This window comes from Azospirillum sp. Sh1, assembly GCF_008365135.1.
GTDB lineage: Bacteria > Pseudomonadota > Alphaproteobacteria > Azospirillales > Azospirillaceae > Azospirillum > Azospirillum oryzae.
On sequence record NZ_VTTK01000016.1, the window covers coordinates 125,751 to 144,027 of the forward strand.

Below are 18,277 nucleotides of genomic sequence, written 5' to 3' on the forward strand. Positions count from 1 at the left end.
CGAACCGTTGGAGTAGACGCCGACCATGGCCGATGCCGTCACCGCTCTGGTCGTCGATGACGAGGAAATGACCCGCGCCATCGTTGCCGGCTATCTCTCCCGCATCGGCTACCGCACGCTGGAGGCCGAGACCAAGGCGCAGGCGTGGGAAATCCTGTCCTCCAGCGGGGCGGCGATCCATGTCGTTCTGCTCGACCGCCGGCTCGCCGACGGCGACGGGCTGGAACTGTACGAACGGATGAAGCAGGAACCGCATCTGGCCGACATCCCCGTCATCGTCCAGACCATCTCCGACAGCAGTTCGGAGATCGCGGCCGCCATCCGCGCCGGCGTGTTCTACTACCTCATCAAGCCTTATGACGGTGCGTTGCTGCGCTCCGTCGTCCGTGCGGCGGAGGAGACGACCGGGCGGCTGAGAAGCCTGCAGGGCGATCTGCGCTCCCGCTCCGACGCCATCGGGCTGCTGCGCGACGGGCGTTTCCGCTTCCGCACCCTGCAGGAGGCACAGAATCTCGCCATCACCCTGTCGTCCGTCGCCGCCACCGCCCACAGCCTGACCTTCGGCCTGTCGGAGATCCTGGTGAATGCGGTGGAGCACGGCAACCTCGGCATCGGGTTCGAGGCGAAGGGCCGGCTGAAGGCCAGCGGCATGCTGGCGCGCGAGATCGAGGCGCGGCTGGCGTCGGCCGAGCATCGCGACAAGTACGCAACCGTGCATGTGGAGCGCAGCGACAGCCGCGTGATCTTCACCGTGACCGACATGGGGGCGGGTTTCGACTTCAACCGTTACCTGTCGGTCGATGCCTCCCAATCGAACGCCACCCATGGCCGCGGGATCGCGCTGGCCCGCATGGTCGGATTCGACCAGTTGACCTATGTCGGCAACGGCAACCGGGTGGTCGGCATCGTCAATCTGGACCGGGCGTCGGACGGCCTGTCCGACTGACCCACAGCACCGTCAGGTCGTCGGCCAGCAGCCGCGGCATTGCCGTGAAATAGCGGTCGAGCAGGCAGCGCAGCGGCCGGTCCGGCGCGTCATCCCCCAGGCCGCGCACCAGTTCGGTCACACCGCCATAGCCGAACATCCGACCGTCCCAGCCGCGCGCCTCGTACAAGGCATCGCTGAACAGGACCAGGGCAGAGCCCGGCGGAAAGTCCAGGCATTGGTTGCGGTAGCGCGCCTCGGCCGCGACGCCCAGCGGCAGGCCGCAGCTCGGCCCCACATCCAGCCCGCCATCGGGGCGGCGAACCAGCGGCTTCGGCGCGGCGGCCGTGGCATAGACCAGCCTGTCGGCGGCGACATCCACCACGGCATAGATCATCGCGGCGAACTGCGTCTCCGGCAGCAGCCCGACCAGCAGGCCGTTCAGGACCCGCAGCGTCTCGGCCGGGTCGTCGGCCGGCAAATCGCTGCGGGCGAGCAGCGCATGCAGCCGGAAGGTGTTCAGCGCCGCCGCCACCCCATGGCCGGTGAAATCGCACAGGAACAGCGCAAAGCGCCGGTCGTCGATCGGCCGTGCGCCCCACAGGTCGCCGCCAAGCTCCGAGCTTGATTCGAAATGGCTGTCCAGCGCGATGCCGTAGCGCCGCTCCAGCGACCGGCAGAGCGTGGCATCAGGCAGCAGGTCCAACTGCATGTCACGCGCCAGCGCCATCCGCTGCACGGCGTCGCTGTGGTGGTTGCGCAGGCTGCGGATCACCTCCTGCAGCGAGCGGTCGAGCCGGCGGTTTTCCAGATGCAGCGACAGGCGGGCCGACAGCTCCGCCAAAGTCAGCGGACGCGCCAGCAGATCGGTCGCGCCGGCCCGCAGCAGCTCCGCCCGCGCCCGCCCGCCGGGGAAGCGGCCGAGCGCGAGGATCGGCAGGTCGCGCAGATGTGCCTCTGTCCGCAGTTCCGCCATCAGTTGCGGCCCGAATCCCGGCAGGCCGGCATGCAGAAGCAGCATCTGGGGCAACCCGGCCGCCAGTGCCCCGGCCAGCCCGCCGCCGTCGACCACCGCGACGTCGCAAACCCCCAGCCGGCCCAGGACGTCGCGCAACGGACCGGCGGCATGGGGACGCGGATGGCCGATCAAGACGGGCGGGCCGCCGCTCACCGGCTAGAACTCGCAGGGGATGAGGGTGTGGAACTCCGAGATCTCGATCAACTCGCGGACCTGACCGCGCGGATGCTTCAGGCGGAAGACGATCCCCGTCCGCTTGGCCGCATTGTTCGCCAGGACCAGCAGCCCCAGTCCGGCGGAGTCCATATATTCGACGGCCGACAGGTTCAGCACGCATTCCGCGATGCCGCCCTTCTCCCACTCCGCCAGGATCTCCCGGAACCCGGCGTCGGCCTCGAACGTCATCTGCCCGCGCAGTTCCAGTTCGCGCACGCCGCCGTTGTCGCGCACCGTGTAGTCCATCACCAGATCCACCGTTGAAAACGCTGCCGGCCTACATCCCCGGCTCGAACACCGCGACGCGGTTGCGGCCGAGGTGCTTCGCCCGATAGAGAGCCAGATCGGCACGATGGATCGCCCGCTCCAGCGTGTCGGTCGCCCCCTCCAGCCCGGCAATGCCGATGCTCGCGGTCAGGCGGAAGGTGCCGTCGGTCGCCTCGATCGGCATGCGGGCCAGATGGCGGCGCACCCGTTCGGCCACCACCCGGCTCTCGTCGGCGGTCGCACCGGGCAGGACCACCACGAACTCCTCCCCACCCAGCCGGCCGAGAATGTCGTATTCCCGAAGAATCGCCTGACAGCCGGCCGCCACCATGCGCAGCGCGTCGTCGCCGGTGGCATGGCCGAAGGTATCGTTGATGCGTTTGAAATGGTCGACGTCCAGGACGAAGACGGACAGCGGCTCGTGGAACCGGTGGGCACGGGCCAGTTGGGCGCGCGCCATGTCCATGAAGGACCGGCGATTGTAGATGCCGGTCAGCGGATCGCGCGACGCCATGTCGCGCAGCGCCTCTTCCATGCTGCGGCGCTCGGTGTAGTCGTAGATCCAGGCGAGATTGACCGCCATGCCCTGGATCACCGCCTGATTCACCGTGAACAGCGTCCAGAAGGGCGAGCCGTCGGCGCGCTTGAACTGGACCTCCATATTGGTGACGCCGCCACCGCCGCGCAACCGCTCCAGGACGCGCAGGCGCTGGTGGCTGTCCAGGTAATAGTCGCGGGCGCGGCTGCCGATCAGCTTTTCACGCGGCAGGCCGATCAGTTCGGCGAAGCGGGTGTTGACGAAGATGATCCGGCCATCGTCGCGCCGGGATACCGAAACGCCGATCGGACTCTGTTCGAGGATGGCCTCCAGCCGCTCCTCGTTCGGGCGCGATTCGGACAGTTCGTGGATGGCGCCGACGATGCCGGCCGGCTTGCCCGATCCGTCGTGAAAGGCGGTCTTGGTGAGGTTGACCGTCCGCATCGCGCCTTCAGCCGTGCAGATCGGCGTCTCGTATTGGACGCTGCCGTCATGCTCCAGCAGGTCGCGGTCGTGGCCGGCATGCTCCCTCGCCATGTCAGGCCCGGTGAGCGCGAAGGTGGTCCGCAGCAGCATCTCGTCGCGGGCGATGCCGGTCAGGCGGGAGAAGGCGTGGTTGACCGCGATGTACTGACCGGCGGCGTTCTTGACGAACAGCGGCACCGGCGAGGCTTCCAGCAGAGCGTCGACCACCGGCATCTCGGCGCGCGGGGCGTCGTCCTTCACCTCATCGCCCTGCCGGCGAACGGCATCGACGTCCGTCACGGTCAGCAGCCGCTGCATGCCGTCCTCGCCGCCTGCCCCGCTGTCCCACGGCCTTTCCGCCACCGTCACCCAGCGTGTGGAACCGTCGTTCCGCAGGACGCGGAGCGGCTTTCCCGCACCCTGCGCGCCGCCACCGGGGCCACAATGGTCGAGTGCGAATTCGCACAGGCTCCGGCCCGGCAGGCCGCCCGCCTCGCAACCCAGCAGGTCATGCAGGGCCGGATTCGCATGGTGGATGATCCCCGAAGCCGTGACGAGGCAAATCCCGACCGGCAGACGGTCGAAGACTGAAAACGCGGTTTCGCGCCCGTCATCCACACCACGGCCTGAGATCATCACCATGCAACCCGGTACCGGCATGGCCGAGAGTGTTTCATAGAATTTTATGTCTCCGCAATGCCGGCGACTTCCGACAGGGTCGAAGTGTAGCAGCCGGATTTCTAAAAACGGTTGAGTATATAAAATTTTCGCCGATTGTTCAAGACACTGACGTTTCACGCGGTTGCAGTGCCCAGCTACGTTCCACAGCCAATGCGACATCAAGCCGCTGCCAGTCCTCGGCTGCGCCCGGCAACCCGAAGCGCAGCCAATCCGGCCGCTGTTCGAATCGGCGCACGAGGAGTCCGGCCTCGCCCAGGGCGCGATAGAGCGCCGGTGCCCTCGGATCCTCGACGAGACGGAACAGCTCGGTCCCGCCGATCACCCGCAGGCCGGCCACCTCCAACATGCGGTCCAGATCCGCCGCCGCCGCCGCCAGCCGCCGCCTTGTCGCCTCGATCCAATGACGGTCGCCAAGCGCCGCCGTGGCGATGGCCAGGCCCGGTCCCGACACCGCCCAGGGCCCGATGGCCTCGCGCAGCGCCGCCGCCAATCCGGCCGGCGCCAGTGCGATGCCCAGCCGCAGCCCCGCAAGCCCGAAGAATTTGCCGAAGGACCGCAGGATCACCAGCCCCGGCTTGCCGGCATGCGCCGCGAGGCTGTCCTCCGGCCGCATGTCGGCGAAGGCCTCATCCACCACCAGCCAGCCGCCGCGCGCCGCCTGTGCGTCGGCAAGCTCCAGCAGCCGCACGGCGGGCCAGCGCCGGCCGTCGGGGTTGTTGGGGTTGACGATCACCAGGACGTCGGCCTCCTCCACCCCCTCCACCATCCGGACGTCATGGCCGGCCAACGACCAGCAGCGGGCATGCTCGGCATAGGTCGGCCCCAGGACGGCGACGCGGCCCGGTGCGCGCAGCCGCGGCAGCAACTGGATCAGCGCCTGCGATCCCGACGCCGCGGCCACCACATCGGCCGACGGCGCGCCATAGCTGGCCGCTGCGGCGCTCCGCAGCGCGGCCTCCTCTCCGCGGCCGGGCAGCCGGCTCCAGGCGTCCGGCCGCACCGGCGGCAGCGGGTAGGGCCAGGGGTTGATGCCGGTGGACAGGTCGACCCACGGCTCCGGCGCGCCGGGAAATGCGGCGCGCGCGCCATCCAGGTCGCCGCCATGCAGCAGGGTGCCGCCCGCCGGGGCCTCCTGCCCCGTCCGCCGTTCGTCCGTCACGCACGGCTTGGTCGCCGGGCTGTCTTCGGCCATGATCGCGCCTCTTCCTCATTCACCGACGCGCGGCCGGCGGCCGCCCCATTGCCTGGAACGTCCCACCCGTGCCGCTGCATCCCTTCCTGCTCGCCACCGCACTCATCGTCGAAGCGCTGGCGGGCTATCCCGATCCACTCTACGCCCGCATCCGTCACCCGGTCGTGTGGATCGGAGCGCTTATCGCCCAGCTTGACCGTACGCTCAACCATGAGACCGACGGCTTCGGCCGCCGCAAGGCGTTCGGCGTGCTGGCGGTGGTGGTGCTTCTGCTGACGGTGGGCGGTGTCGCCGTCGCGGTGGCCTGGGTCTGCCGGCTGCTGCCGTTCGGCTGGCTGGTGGAGGCGGTATTGGCCTCCACCCTGCTGGCCCAGCGCAGCCTGCACGACCATGTGGCGGCCGTTGCCAAGGGCTTCCGCACCGGCGGGCTGGAGGGCGCGCGCAAGGCGGTGTCGATGATCGTCGGCCGCAATCCGGCGACGCTCGACGAGCCCGCCGTCGCCCGCGCCGCCATCGAGAGCCTCGCCGAGAATTTCTCCGACGGGGTGGTGGCGCCGGCCTTCTGGCTGCTGGTGGGCGGGCTTCCCGGTCTGGCGCTCTACAAGGTGGTCAACACAGCGGACAGCATGATCGGCCACCGCACCCCGCGCCACGAGGCCTTCGGCTGGGCGGCGGCGCGGCTGGACGATCTGGTCAACCTGCCGGGATCGCGCCTGACCGCCCTTCTGCTGGTGGGGGCCGCCCGGATGACCGGCGGGGCCGACGCGGGGCAGGCCTGGGCGTCGGTCCGGCGGGACGCCCACCGCCACCGTTCCCCGAACGCCGGCTGGCCGGAAGCGGCGATGGCCGGCGCACTCGACCTGCGGCTGGGCGGCCCACGGGTCTATGGCGCCACCCGGATCGAGGATGTCTGGCTCGGCCCCGGCCGCACCGCCGCCACCCCCGACGACATCGGCCGCGCACTGGTGCTCTATCGCCGCGCCTGCGCACTGCTGATCGCCTCGGCACTGGTGCTGGCGGCGCTGGGCTAGGCCTTCAGCCCCGCGCAACCCGCCGCATCATCAGCGACAGCCGCCGCCGGACGCGGCGGCCGAGGCGGCGGAGACCGGACAGCAGACGGCGGGCGGCGCGGAAGGGGGCGGTCTCCTTCAGCCAGGCGAGCCAGGCCGTCACCCGAACATAGCCCCAGGCGAACCAGCCGATGGTCAGCAGCTTCGGCTTGGCGACGTGGAACAGCCGCTCCACCAACATAATCTTGATAAGTTCCGCCCCGACGATGACGGCCACGCCGGCCATCGGCCGGCCGGTGGCGAACAGCCACGCCCCGACGGGCTTCGCCGGCTCCAGCAACGCCAGGGGCACCAGGACGAGGATCAGCGACGGGTAAGGTCCCAGACCGGCCACCCAGTGGCCGATCCGCCCGAACAGCGGCAGCCGGGCGATCCGACGAACCACCGGCCGCACCACCCAGTAGGCCAGCGCATCCAGAAGGAAATATCCGACCGCGAGCAGGGTCGCGACCGGACGCAACAGCCGGGTCAACAGCCGCCGCGGCTGCGTCGGCCGAACCGACGAGGCGGTACGCTTGTCTGCCCCTGGGGTGGGGCCGGGCGGAAGCTTGCTGTTCATTCGAAATATCCCGACGGACGTCCTAGGTCCCTGTCTACCACCAAGGCGAGCCTTTCGTTTGTAGGAAGGGGCTGGCACCTTCACCCAAATTGTTCCTGTACACGCACGATCAGGTCTGCTCCTTCCCCGAACGTAGTCCCACAACAGCAAAGCCCACCGTGCCCGGCCATTACGATCCCCTCCTCGTCGCGTTGTCATATGTAATCGCCGTGTTCGGCGGTTATGTGGCGCTGGATCTCGCCCATCACAGCGGCAACGGCATGGCCAGCCACTCCATTGCGCCCAACCGTCGCGACGGCTCCGGCGGCGGTCCGGGCGACGGCCGGCGGCTGGCAAGTGCGGCGCTCGCCCTCGGGGCCGGGATATGGTCGATGCACTTCATCGGCATGCTCGCCTATCGCAGCGACATACCGATCAGCTATGATGCCGGGCTTACCGCATTGTCCTTCCTGCTGGCGGTCGCCGTTTCCGGTGCCGGCCTGTTCGCCGTCGCCCGCAACCGCCCCCGCCGCTACACCCTGGCGGTGGCGGGAACCCTGACGGGGCTCGGCATCGTCAGCATGCATTATGTGGGGATGGCGGGCATGCGCATGGACATGAACCTGTCCTACGACGTCATTCTGGTCGCCGTTTCGGTCGCCGTCGCCATCGTCGCCTCCACCGCGGCCTTGTGGCTGGCCTTCCGGACCCGGCGCCCGCTGCAACGTGCCGCCGGCGCCGTTCTGCTGGGCCTGGGCGTGGTGACGATGCACTACACCGGCATGGCCGCGGCCGGGATGGAGCCGATAACGGAGGTGAGCACCGCAGCGCCCGACAGCATGGGCACTCACCACGCCGTGCCGGCTCATGCGATGACCTCCTCCGGGCAGCGGATGGCGCTGTCCCCCTCGCTGCTGGCGATCATGACCGGGGTGGGCACGCTGCTTCTGCTCTCGCTGGCGATGCTGTCGTCGCTGCTCGACCGCCGCCAGCAGGCCGAGCGGTCGGCGGAGCAGGAGGCGCGCTATCGCGCCATCGTCGACACAGCGGTGGACCCCATCATCCTGATCGACGACCAGGGCACCGTCGAATCCTTCAACCATGCGGCGGAGAAGACCTTCGGCTACCGCGCCGACGAGGTGATCGGCCGCAATGTCAACATGCTGATGCCGGAGCCGTACCGGAGCGCCCATGACGGCTATCTCGACCGCTATCACCGGACGGGAGAGCGGCGGATCGTCGGGATCGGCCGCGAGGTGGAAGGTCTGCGCAAGGACGGCTCCACCTTCCCGCTCGACCTGTCGGTGGGTGAATGGCATGTCGGCAAGCGGCGCATGTACACCGGCATCATGCGCGACATCACCGCGCGCAAGGCCGCCGAGGACGCGATCCTGCGCGCCCGCGACGAGGCGGAGGCGGCAAGGATCGAGGCGGTTAGGGCCCGCGACGACGCCCAGCGCGCCGACCGCGCCAAGACGAAGTTCCTGGCCGCCGCCAGCCACGATCTGCGCCAGCCGCTGCAGTCGCTGTTCTTCTTCGCCCACGCCTTATCCGACAAGCTGCAGGACCACCCCGCGTCGCCGCTGCTGGCCAGCATGACCGATTCGCTGAACGGCCTGCGGGTGATGCTGGACAGCCTGCTGGACGTGTCGCGGCTTGATGCCGGCGTGGTGAAGCCCAGCGTCACCGATTTCGCGCTCGGGCCCCTGCTGGACCGGCTTGCCGAGGAATACCGCATCCGCGCCACCGAATGCGGGCTGACTCTGCGCCATGTCCCGACCTCCGCCTGGACCAGCAGCGACCCCGCCCTGCTGGAGCGCATCCTGCGCAACCTGATCGAGAACGCCATCCGCTATACCGAGCGCGGCCACATCCTGGTCGGCTGCCTGCACCGTGGCGGAACGCTGAGGCTGGCGGTGATCGACCAGGGCATCGGCATCCCCGGCGACAGGACGGAGGACATCTTCCAGGAGTTCACCCAATTGGCCAACCCGGAGCGCGACCGGCGCAAGGGCTTGGGCCTGGGGCTGGCCATCGTGCGGCGGCTGGCCGGGCTGCTGGCGCATAGGGTGGCGGTGCGCTCGACCCCCGGCCGCGGCAGCGGCTTCTTCCTCGACCTGCCGACGGCGGTTCCCCGCCCGGTCCCGAAACCGGTGCGCTGCCCGGCCGAACTGCCGGACGCCAAGGGGCTGATCGTGGTCGTCGACGACGACACCATCATCCTGCTCAGCATGCGAGCGATGCTGGAGGAATGGGGATACGAGGTGGTCGCCGCCGTATCGGCCGACGAGGCGATCGCGTCGCTGCTGAATCTCGGCCGGCAGCCGGCGATGATCGTCGCCGACTATCGCCTGCGCGAAGGGCGGACGGGGGTGGAGGCGATCCGCGACATCTACGGCGTCTGCGGCGTGCGCGTTCCCGCCGTGGTTCTGACCGGCGACACCGATCCCGCCCGCATCGCCGAGGTGCAGCGCAGCGGACACCGCCTGATCCACAAGCCGGTGTCCGCCCCGATGCTGCGCGAGATCCTGACCTCGGCCGCATAGGCGGGACGCGGCGGTAAAAAGCGCCCGACTCCACCGAAGCAACCCTGGACGGGCCGGCGGCCGGCGGACTAGCATCCGCCACCCGAACGAGCCCCCCCGGCGGCCCCCGCCCGTCGCCGCCCCATTCTCTCCCACGGACCGTGATGCTGCGCCGTTCCCTGATCCGCGCCGGCGAGACCTGCGCTTTCCATCTCCGCGCCGCCCTGGCGCGTGCGCTGTCCCGCCCTGGCCCTCCTGCTGCCCCTCCTGCCGCACCTCCTTATGCCGGCCATCCAGCGCCCCCGCAGCAGCCACCGGTCCAGTACCCTGGCGCCGCATATCCCGGCGCACCCTACCCGCAGCCTCCGCAGCAGCCGGCGCCGCCCTACGGCGTGCAGCCGCCGCCGCAAGCGGTTCCTCCCTACGCTCCACCACCGCGGCATCGCTCCCAAGCCGCGCCTTCCAGCTGGCCGCCGGGACGCCCGCGATTCCGCCTGCCGCGCGGGCGCTGGGGCAAGGTGGCGGTCGTCGCGGGCGTGCTGGTTCTGCTTCCCCCGGTGGCGCTGGTCGGCACCTATTGGTGGATGCGGGCGCAGCAGCCGCAGACCAGCGGCACCATCGCCATCCCCGGCGGCGGCGCCCCGGCGGAAATCGTCCGCGACCGCCAAGGTGTCGTCCATATCTTCGCGGCGACGGAGCGCGACGCCTACCGCGCGCTGGGCTACGCCCACGCCCAGGACCGGCTGTGGCAGATGGAGACGATGCGCCGTGCCGGCGCCGGCCGGCTGGCCGAGCTGATCGGCACCAAATACGGCGACTTCGCCCTGCGCAGCGACCGGCTGATGCGCACGCTGGGCGTCCGCCGCTCGGCGGAGGCGATGGAAGCCACCCTGTCGCCGGACGCCCGCACCGCTTTCGAGGCCTATGCCGAGGGCGTGAACGCCTATCTCGCCACGCGGTCGGAGGCGCTGCCCGTCGAATTCCAGCTTCTGCGCCACACGCCGGAGCCCTGGACGGTCGCCGACAGTCTGGTCTGGGCCAAGCTGATGGCGCTGCAGCTGTCCGCCAACTACCGCGACGAGCTGTTCCGCTCGCGCGTGCTGGAACGGCTGTCGCCGGTCCAGGTCGACGACCTGTTCCCTCCCGACGCTCCCGGCGCCCCCACCACGCTGGCGACCGACCTGCGCGGAATGGATTTGCGGGAAACGGTGAAGCGCACCCTGGCGGCGTTGCCGCAGATGGGTTTCGACACCGCGTCGAATGAATGGGTCCTGACCGGGGCCCGCACCACCACCGGCAAGCCGATCCTCGCCAACGACCCGCATCTGGGGCTTGAGGCGCCGATCCTCTGGTATCTCGCCCGCATCGTGACGCCCGACTTCACCGTCACCGGCGCCACGGTGCCGGGGGTGCCGCTGACCATCCTCGGCCACAACGGCAAGGTCGCCTGGGGCTTCACCACCACCCACAGCGACACCCAGGACCTGTTCGTCGAGAAGCCGGACCCGCAGGATCCCGCCGGCTATCTGACCCCGGACGGCAGCCAGCCCTTCGAGACGCGCGCCGAGACCATCGCCATCGCCGGCGAGCCATCGCAGACGCTGACCGTGCGCAGCACACGGCACGGCCCGGTCATCTCCGACCTGGACGCCGCGCCCGCCGGCACTGCGCTCGCCAGCACCGCGCCCGGTCCGGCGCTGGCGCTGTCATTCCCCGGCCTTGCCGGCGACGACACCAGCGCCGAGGCGCTCTACCGCCTGAACCATGCGGAATCGGCGGAGACGGCGCGCGAGGCGCTGCGCCTGCATGTCGCTCCGCAACAGAACGTCGTCTATGCGGATGTGGCGGGCACGGTCGGCTTCATCTCCGCCGGCCGGGTGCCGATCCGCCGCAAGGGCGACGGCCGCGTGCCGGTTCCCGGCTGGACCGGCGAATATGACTGGACCGGCTTCCTGCCCTACTACGCCCTGCCGCAGGCGGTGAACCCGCCGTCGGGGCAGTTCGTCAACGCCAACAACGCGGTGGTCGGGCGCGACTACCCTTATCGCCTCGCCACCGAATGGCCCGATCCGTCGCGCGCCAAGCGCATCGTCGAGATGCTGGGCACCGGGCGCTTTTCCGTCGAGGATGTGGCGCGCCAGCAGATGGACATCGTCTCGCTTCCCGCCCGCGACTTCCTGCCCGAGCTGCTGAAATACCCGGCCCCGCCCGGCGTTGCCAGCGATGCGGCGGCGCTTCTGCGCAACTGGGACGGCCGGATGGACCGCAACCGGCCTGAACCGCTGATCTTCACCGCCTGGATGCGCGAACTGGTCCGGGTGGTGTTCGCCGACGAACTCGGCCCCGATTTCGCTTCCTACTGGGAGCTTCGTCCGGAGGCGTTGCGACATGTCCTGAGCGAGCGGCCGGAGTGGTGCGACGACATCACCACCCCGCAGAAGGAAAGCTGCGCCGACATGATCGGCCGGTCGCTGGAGGCGGCGGTGGCGATGCTGGCCGAACGTCACGGCTCCAGCCCGAAAAGCTGGCGCTGGGGCGACGACCACAAGGCGGCGCTGGTCCACCGGATGCTGAGCCGCCTGCCGCTGATCGGCGGCACCGCCGACCTGTCGGTGGAGACGGACGGCGGCTTCTTCACCGTCAACCGCGGGTCGACCTCGACCCGCGATCCGGCGAACCCCTTCCGCCATGTCCATGGCGCCGGGTTGCGCGCGGTCTATGATCTGGCCGATCTGGACAATTCCCGCTTCGTGATCGCCACCGGCCAGTCCGGCAACATCTGGTCCCGCCATTGGGGCGATCTGGTCGAACTCTGGCGCGATGGCGGCTCGTTGCGTCTGGCCGGCGACCGTGGCACGCTGGTCTCGGCAGGGGCGGAGGTGCTGACACTCACACCACGCAACACCGGGACAACCAAGAAATGACCATCACTCTGGAGGACGTGCGCGCCGCGGCGGCGCGCATCGCGGGGCACCTGTCCCGAACGCCCACGGTTCCGGCGCCCCGCCTGGGGGACATGGCGGGTTGCCGGCTGCACGTGAAGCTGGAGAACCAGCACGCCACCAGTTCCTTCAAGGAGCGTGGCGCGCTGAACAAGCTGCTGTCGCTGGGCGAGGCGGAGCGCCGCGCCGGCGTCATCGCCATGTCCGCCGGAAACCATGCCCAGGCGGTGGCCTGCCACGCCACGCGGCTGGGCATCCGCTCCACCATCGTCATGCCGGCCTTCACCCCCTTCACCAAGGTGGAGCGGACGGAGAATCTGGGCGCCACCGTCGAACTGCATGGCGAGACGCTGAGCGAGGCGGCCGCCTTCGCCCATGATCTGGCGGCCCGCGACGGGCTGATCTTCGTCCACCCCTACGACGACCCCCTGGTGGCCGCCGGCCAGGGCACCGCGGCGCTGGAACTGCTGGAGGATGTGCCGGATCTCGACGTGCTGGTGATCCCCATCGGCGGCGGCGGGCTGATCGCCGGCATGGCGACGGCGGCCAAGGCGCTGCGGCCCGACCTGGAGATCGTCGGCGTGCAGTGCAGCCTCTATCCCGCCGTGCGCCAGGCGCTGGCCGGGCAGCCGATCACCTGCGGCGGCGCCACGGTGGCGGAGGGCATCGCGGTGAAGGCGCCCGGCGCCCTGACCCTGCCGATCATCCGCGCGCTGGTCGACGACGTGGTGGAGGTGGGCGAGGCCCGGCTGGAGGAAGCGGTCTACCGCCTCGCCACCGTGCAGAAGCTGGTCGCCGAAGGGGCCGGCGCCGCGGCGCTCGCCGCCATTCTGGAGGAACCGGAGCGCTACCGCGGCCGCAAGGTCGGCATGGTGCTGTCCGGCGGCAACATCGACTCGCGCATCATGGCGCAGGTGCTGATGCGCGGTCTGGTCTATGAGGGGCGGATCGTCCGCCTGCGCATCGGCATCACCGACGCCCCCGGCGCGCTGGCCAGTGTCACCCGCCTGCTGGGCGAGGCCGGGGCCAACATCGTCGAGGTCCACCACCAGCGCCTGTTCCACAATGTGCCGGTGAAGATGGCCGAGGTGGACGTGGTGCTGGAAACCCGCAACCAGACCCATGTCGAAGCGCTGATGACACGGATGAGGGATGCGGGCTATCCGACCAGCCTGATGGTGGAGGTGGGGTAGGAACCCCACCCCTCAGATGCTGTAATTGTCCGCGATCTCCGACCGCAGCTGTTCCACCTGATCGCGGAACACCGAGCCGTCCCGGCCGGCGCTGTTGCGTACGTCGCGCACCACGCGGGCCGGGGTGCCGCCCAGCACGATGATGCGGTCGGCCAGATGCACGGCCTCTTCCAGGTCGTGGGTGACGAACAGCACGGTCTTGCCGGTCTCCTGATGGATGCGGCGAAGCTCGTCCTGCAGATTGTGGCGGGTGATGGCGTCGAGCGCGCCGAAGGGCTCGTCCATCAGCAGGATGTCCGGGTCCACCGCCATGGCGCGGGCGATGCCGATGCGCTGGCGCTGGCCGCCCGACAGCTCGTAGGGCCAGCGACGGGCATAGCCGTCGAGCCGCACCAGCTTCAGCGCGGCCTCGGCACGCTGGCGGCGCTCGTCGCGGCTGACCGGCAGTCCCTCCAGCCCGAACTCCACATTGCGGATCACCCGGCGCCAGGGCAGCAGGCGGGAATCCTGGAACACCAGCCCGACCGGGCGATGGCCGGGACGCCGGTCCTGATGGATGGTGACGCCGCCGCTGCGCGCGGCGTGCAGGCCGGCGACGACGCGCAGCAGGGTGGACTTGCCGACGCCGGACGGGCCGACGATGGCGACGAAGCTGCCGCGCTCGACCGACAGGTTGACGTCGACCAGCACCGGCGGCGCGTCCTTGCCATAGCCGATGGACACGTCCTCGAGGTCGATGACCGACGCGGCGGCGGTCTTGGAAAGGGTCACCGCTGCCATGAGAGCACCCGCGACTGAACTTGCATGAACAGGAAATCCGACACGCCGTAGAGCAGCGCGATGGTGACCATGTAGAGCACGACGATGTGGGTCGCCAGCAGGCCCGAGGCCTCCATCATCCGCATGCCGAGGCCGGAGATGCCGAACAGCTCGGCCGCGACCACCGTCATCCAGCCCTGCCCCAGCCCGGCGCGCATGCCCGACAGGATGCCCGGCAGGGCGCCCGGCAGGATGATCTTGAACAGGCGCGGGATCAGCCCGCCCTGCCCGAAGGCATGGCCAAGCTCGATCAGGTCCTTGTCCACCCCGCGCACCGCGGCGTAGCTGGCGTAATAGTTGATCCAGAACACCGTCAGCGAGATCAGGAAGGACGCCGCCCCTTCGCTGACGCCGAACCAGATGATGGCGAAGGGGATCCAGGCGATGGCCGGGATCGGGCGCAGCATGCGCACGACCCAGGCCTGGAAGGCGTCCCACTTGCCCCACAGCGCCGCCGCCGTGCCGAACGACACGCCGAGGAAGGTACCCAGCGACAGCCCGACCAGATAGTGCGACAGGCTGGCCAGCACCATCTCCTGCCAGGTGCCGCTCTTGAACTCGGTCAGGAAGGCGGCAGGCACCGCGCTAGGCGACGGCAGCAGCCGGGCCGGCACGACGCCGCTGCGCGCCACCGCTTCCCACGCCAGCAGGAAGACGAGCACGCCCAGTGCCGATAGGGCGACTTTCTGATAGGACTTCATCGGCTTGTCGGTCTGCATCGGTCGGCCGGCTTACTTGGCGACGGCGTCGTAGAAGCTGAAATCGAAGGCCTCGGCCACCGGAACCGTCTCGCTGGCCGAGCCGATTTCCTTGGTGAAAGCCATCATCTTTTCCACCGCCGGCACGACCGAATGCGGGTCGGCGACGAACTTCGACCCCGGGCCCTTGAAGGCGGCTTCCAGCGTCGCCGGCTCCATCAGACCCTTGCCGAGATAGTTGTTCACGATCTTGGCGGAACCGGCCGGATCCTTGGCGATCAACTCGACCGCGCGGATGTGGGCCTTGACCAGCGCCTTGATGGCATCGGGATGAGCCTTCAGCACCTCGGCACGGGCGGAGACCACGGTGCCGGGCTGGTCCGGGAACATCTGGGCACCGGTGGCGACCAGCACGACATTCGGGTCCATCTGCTGGGTGACGGTCACCGTCGGCTCGCGGATGGTGGCGGCGTCGAGCGCGCCGGCCAGCAGGGCCTGCTGCGTCTTCTCGATGCCCATCGGCACCAGCTCCACATCGGCCGGATCGACCTTCACCACCTTGAACAGCCAGTGCTTCAGCACGGTGTCGGGAACCGAGCCCGGCGGCTGGGTGCCGATCTTCGGCTTGCGGCCGGTTTCGGCGGCGTACTTCTTGAAGGACTCCGCGGTCGGGTTGGCGCCCACCGCCTTGGCGAAGGGACCGCGCGCGGCGACCACCATCTCCTCCACCGCCGAATTGGCGATGACCGAGATGTCGGCGCCCTTGGTGCGGGCGACCAGCACCGGGGCGACGCCGGCATAGAGCAGGTCGATCTTGCCGGCGGCCATCGCCTGGATCGCGTGCGGGCCGGATTCGAAGCGGGTCAGCTTCAGTTCGATCCCCGCATCCTTGGCCCAGCCCTGCCCATCGACGATGAAGAGCGGCGACGCCGCCAGGATGGGAATATAGCCGATTTCCAGCTTCACCGGATCGGCGGCGCGCACGGTGCCGGGCATCACGGCGGCAGCCCCAAGGGCAACCAGGGCGGCAAGGGTGAAGCGGCGGGTGGTGCGGAGCATCGGATCATCCTCGACTGGGGTTCCGAGGCTATTTAGCACGATTGCGCGGATGGAGAAGAGCGATTTCCACATAACTGGGAAAGGGAATTCAATATCACACATAAATATTTTGTTATTAACGCATCGGCTTCCGCCGAAAAGCCGCGGAAATTGTGGGTTCGGGGCGGCCTGGGCGGTACGGCTTCAGCTCTCCGTCAGCAGGTAGAGCGACACGCCGCAGAGCGATACCCCCACCAACAGGATCGCCACCGCGATGCGTGTCCAGAGCGTGAGGTGCGAATCGAACGGTTCGCAGAGATCGTCATCGTCCATGGCCTGACTTCCGTCACTGTGGGGAGGACGGCGGGGGCCACCCGCCGTCTCTCGGTGACGGTAAGCGATAGCGGGGCCGTGTTGCTGCGGTGTGTCCCGTGGACGATGTTGTGTAACCGACGGTAACGGCGTCGGCTGTCCGTTACAGACCCTCGACCACGATCATCTTGAAATCGGCGGCATCGCGACGCGCCTCGCGCGCCTTGCGGTATTCCGGGCTGTCGTAGAAGGCCTTGGCCGCCGCCATGTCCGGAAATTCCAGGATCACGATCCGGTTGGGCTGCCAGTCGCCTTCCAGCACCGCCGTCTCGCCGCCGCGGCTGATGAAGCGTCCGCCGTTCCTGGCGATCGCATCGGGGGTCAGCGACTTGTAGACCTCATAGGCGACGGGGTCGGTCACGCGCACGTCGGCGATGATGTAGGCGGTCATGGTTTCCGCATCCTCTCTTGTCGTTTTTCGGCCCAAAAGAAACGGGCGCGGAAAGCCTTGCTTCCCGCGCCCGCTCGGGTCAACTGCTATGGATGCCGGTCAGGCTTCCATCGCCTTGACGACCTCTTCGGTGACCTTCTTTGCGTCGCCGAACAGCATCATCGTGTTCGGCCGGAAGAACAGCTCGTTCTCGACACCGGCGTAACCGGCAGCCATGCCGCGCTTGATGAAGAACACCGTCTTGGCCTTCTCCACGTCCAGGATCGGCATGCCGTAGATCGGCGACGTCGGATCGGTCTTGGCGGCCGGGTTGGTGACGTCGTTGGCGCCGATGACGAAGGCGACATCCGCCGTGCCGAAGTCGCGGTTGATGTCCTCCAGCTCGAACACCTCGTCGTAGGGCACGTTGGCCTCGGCCAGCAGCACGTTCATGTGACCGGGCATGCGGCCCGCCACCGGGTGAATGGCGTACTTCACGTCCACACCCTCATGCTTCAGCACGTCGGCCATTTCACGCAGGGCATGCTGGGCCTGGGCCACCGCCATGCCATAGCCGGGGACGATGATGACCGACTGGGCGTTCTTCATGATGTAGGCGGCGTCCTCGGCCGAGCCGGCCTTGACCGAGCCCTGCGGACCCTTGGCGGGACCCCCGGCGGCGGCGCTCTCGCCGCCGAAGCCGCCGAGGATGACGTTGAAGATCGAGCGGTTCATGCCCTTGCACATGATGTAGGACAGGATCGCACCCGAGGAACCGACCAGCGCACCGGTGATGATCAGCAAATTGTTCTGCAGGGTGAAGCCGATGCCGCAGGCCGCCCAGCCGGAGTAGCTGTTCAGCATCGAGATGACCACCGGCATGTCGGCGCCGCCGATCGGCAGGATCAGCAGGAAGCCCAGCGCCAGCGCCACCAGGATGATCAGCCACATGGCGGCGGACGAGTTCGACTGCACCAGCCAGATGATCAGGATGACGGTCAGCACGCCCAGCGCTGCGTTCAGCGGATGCTGCATCGGGAAGACCAGCGGCTTGCCGGTGACCAGACCCTGCAGCTTGGCGAAGGCGACCAGCGAGCCGGTGAAGGTGATCGCACCGATGGCGGTGCCGAGCGCCATTTCGACCAGCGAACCCTTGGCGATGGCGCCGGGCAGGCCGATGCCGTAGGCCGCCGGCGAGTAGAAGGCAGCGAGCGCCACGAAGACGGCAGCCAGACCGACCAGCGAGTGGAAGGCGGCGACCAGCTGCGGCAGCGCCGTCATCTCGATCTTCTTGGCGACGACATAGCCGATGGCGCCGCCGATGGCGATGCCCAGCACGATCATCCAATAGGACTGGACGATGGGGGACGCCAGCGTGGTCAGGATGGCGATGGTCATGCCGACCATGCC

16 protein-coding genes are annotated in these 18,277 nt (G+C 69.0%); 5 read left to right on the forward strand and 11 right to left on the reverse strand.

Annotated elements, in window-relative coordinates; translation table 11 throughout:
* Nucleotides 1-25 precede the first annotated feature (25 nt).
* Nucleotides 26-946, forward strand: a complete 921-nt coding sequence (locus FZ029_RS17735; RefSeq protein WP_149270536.1) for a response regulator — start codon at nt 26-28, stop codon at nt 944-946.
* On the opposite strand, the gene FZ029_RS17740 is transcribed toward FZ029_RS17735, so the two are convergent.
* The 4 genes from FZ029_RS17740 to cobD all read right to left on the reverse strand — a co-directional run bounded on the left by FZ029_RS17740 (nt 909) and on the right by cobD (nt 5,302).
* Nucleotides 909-2,096: a SpoIIE family protein phosphatase gene (locus FZ029_RS17740; RefSeq protein ID WP_149270538.1), complete on the reverse strand. Its 1,188-nt coding sequence runs from the start codon at nt 2,094-2,096 to the stop codon at nt 909-911. The two genes, FZ029_RS17735 and FZ029_RS17740, sit on opposite strands and share 38 nt — an antisense overlap.
* 3 nt (nt 2,097-2,099) lie before the next feature.
* Complete coding sequence (locus FZ029_RS17745) at nt 2,100-2,405, reverse strand: STAS domain-containing protein (protein WP_149270540.1); 306 nt, start codon at nt 2,403-2,405, stop codon at nt 2,100-2,102.
* A 31-nt stretch (nt 2,406-2,436) separates the two neighbouring features.
* Entirely contained in the window at nt 2,437-4,071 is a 1,635-nt protein-coding gene (locus FZ029_RS17750; protein WP_149270542.1) for a diguanylate cyclase, read from the reverse strand.
* 136 nt (nt 4,072-4,207) lie between these two features.
* Complete coding sequence (gene cobD / locus FZ029_RS17755; RefSeq protein WP_149270544.1) at nt 4,208-5,302, reverse strand: threonine-phosphate decarboxylase CobD; 1,095 nt, start codon at nt 5,300-5,302, stop codon at nt 4,208-4,210.
* A 68-nt stretch (nt 5,303-5,370) separates the two neighbouring features.
* On the opposite strand from cobD, the gene cbiB reads away from it, so the two are divergent.
* Nucleotides 5,371-6,333 carry an adenosylcobinamide-phosphate synthase CbiB gene (gene cbiB / locus FZ029_RS17760; RefSeq protein ID WP_149270546.1) on the forward strand — a complete coding sequence of 321 codons (963 nt, stop codon included), beginning with the start codon at nt 5,371-5,373 and terminating at the stop codon, nt 6,331-6,333.
* A gap of 4 nt (nt 6,334-6,337) precedes the next feature.
* On the opposite strand, the gene FZ029_RS17765 is transcribed toward cbiB, so the two are convergent.
* Nucleotides 6,338-6,931, reverse strand: a complete 594-nt coding sequence (locus FZ029_RS17765; protein ID WP_247892361.1) for a hypothetical protein — start codon at nt 6,929-6,931, stop codon at nt 6,338-6,340.
* 158 nt (nt 6,932-7,089) lie between these two features.
* On the opposite strand from FZ029_RS17765, the gene FZ029_RS17770 reads away from it, so the two are divergent.
* From FZ029_RS17770 to FZ029_RS17780, 3 genes are all read left to right on the forward strand, one after another.
* A complete protein-coding gene (locus tag FZ029_RS17770) occupies nt 7,090-9,456 on the forward strand; it encodes an MHYT domain-containing protein (protein ID WP_149270548.1) in 2,367 nt (788 codons plus the stop codon).
* Nucleotides 9,457-9,953: 497 nt separating this feature from the next.
* Nucleotides 9,954-12,359 carry a penicillin acylase family protein gene (locus tag FZ029_RS17775; protein WP_247892362.1) on the forward strand — a complete coding sequence of 802 codons (2,406 nt, stop codon included), beginning with the start codon at nt 9,954-9,956 and terminating at the stop codon, nt 12,357-12,359.
* Nucleotides 12,356-13,570: a threonine ammonia-lyase gene (locus FZ029_RS17780; protein WP_149270551.1), complete on the forward strand. Its 1,215-nt coding sequence runs from the start codon at nt 12,356-12,358 to the stop codon at nt 13,568-13,570. Before FZ029_RS17775 ends, FZ029_RS17780 begins: the two co-directional genes overlap by 4 nt.
* Nucleotides 13,571-13,582: 12 nt before the next feature.
* On the opposite strand, the gene FZ029_RS17785 is transcribed toward FZ029_RS17780, so the two are convergent.
* The 6 genes from FZ029_RS17785 to FZ029_RS17805 form a co-directional block, all read right to left on the reverse strand.
* Nucleotides 13,583-14,350 carry an ABC transporter ATP-binding protein gene (locus FZ029_RS17785; RefSeq protein ID WP_149270553.1) on the reverse strand — a complete coding sequence of 256 codons (768 nt, stop codon included), beginning with the start codon at nt 14,348-14,350 and terminating at the stop codon, nt 13,583-13,585.
* The gene (locus FZ029_RS17790; RefSeq protein ID WP_085090656.1) at nt 14,338-15,090 is read right to left on the reverse strand and encodes an ABC transporter permease; all 753 of its coding nucleotides are present in this window, start codon (nt 15,088-15,090) and stop codon (nt 14,338-14,340) included. The genes FZ029_RS17785 and FZ029_RS17790 overlap by 13 nt, the downstream gene beginning before the upstream one ends.
* A 30-nt stretch (nt 15,091-15,120) precedes the next feature.
* Nucleotides 15,121-16,146, reverse strand: a complete 1,026-nt coding sequence (locus FZ029_RS17795; RefSeq protein WP_149197085.1) for an ABC transporter substrate-binding protein — start codon at nt 16,144-16,146, stop codon at nt 15,121-15,123.
* A gap of 183 nt (nt 16,147-16,329) precedes the next feature.
* Entirely contained in the window at nt 16,330-16,458 is a 129-nt protein-coding gene (locus FZ029_RS33950) for a hypothetical protein (RefSeq protein WP_256379244.1), read from the reverse strand.
* A gap of 142 nt (nt 16,459-16,600) precedes the next feature.
* Entirely contained in the window at nt 16,601-16,888 is a 288-nt protein-coding gene (locus FZ029_RS17800; RefSeq protein ID WP_149270555.1) for a DUF1330 domain-containing protein, read from the reverse strand.
* Nucleotides 16,889-16,987: 99 nt separating this feature from the next.
* The coding region (locus FZ029_RS17805; RefSeq protein ID WP_149270557.1) for an NAD(P)(+) transhydrogenase (Re/Si-specific) subunit beta at nt 16,988-18,277 on the reverse strand (1,290 nt) is incomplete at its 5' end.

Excerpts from the sequence above, each read along its gene's own strand:
- FZ029_RS17735 (WP_149270536.1), top strand. The coding sequence starts at position 26 with ATGGCCGATGCCGTCACCGCTCTGGTCGTCGATGACGAGGAAATGACC.
- FZ029_RS17745 (WP_149270540.1), bottom strand. The coding sequence starts at position 2,405 with ATGGACTACACGGTGCGCGACAACGGCGGCGTGCGCGAACTGGAACTG.
- FZ029_RS17750 (WP_149270542.1), bottom strand. The coding sequence starts at position 4,071 with ATGGTGATGATCTCAGGCCGTGGTGTGGATGACGGGCGCGAAACCGCG.
- cobD (WP_149270544.1), bottom strand. The coding sequence starts at position 5,302 with ATGGCCGAAGACAGCCCGGCGACCAAGCCGTGCGTGACGGACGAACGG.
- FZ029_RS17765 (WP_247892361.1), bottom strand. The coding sequence starts at position 6,931 with ATGAACAGCAAGCTTCCGCCCGGCCCCACCCCAGGGGCAGACAAGCGT.
- FZ029_RS17780 (WP_149270551.1), top strand. The coding sequence starts at position 12,356 with ATGACCATCACTCTGGAGGACGTGCGCGCCGCGGCGGCGCGCATCGCG.
- FZ029_RS17785 (WP_149270553.1), bottom strand. The coding sequence starts at position 14,350 with ATGGCAGCGGTGACCCTTTCCAAGACCGCCGCCGCGTCGGTCATCGAC.
- FZ029_RS17790 (WP_085090656.1), bottom strand. The coding sequence starts at position 15,090 with ATGAAGTCCTATCAGAAAGTCGCCCTATCGGCACTGGGCGTGCTCGTC.
- FZ029_RS17795 (WP_149197085.1), bottom strand. The coding sequence starts at position 16,146 with ATGCTCCGCACCACCCGCCGCTTCACCCTTGCCGCCCTGGTTGCCCTT.
- FZ029_RS33950 (WP_256379244.1), bottom strand. The coding sequence starts at position 16,458 with ATGGACGATGACGATCTCTGCGAACCGTTCGATTCGCACCTCACGCTC.
- FZ029_RS17800 (WP_149270555.1), bottom strand. The coding sequence starts at position 16,888 with ATGACCGCCTACATCATCGCCGACGTGCGCGTGACCGACCCCGTCGCC.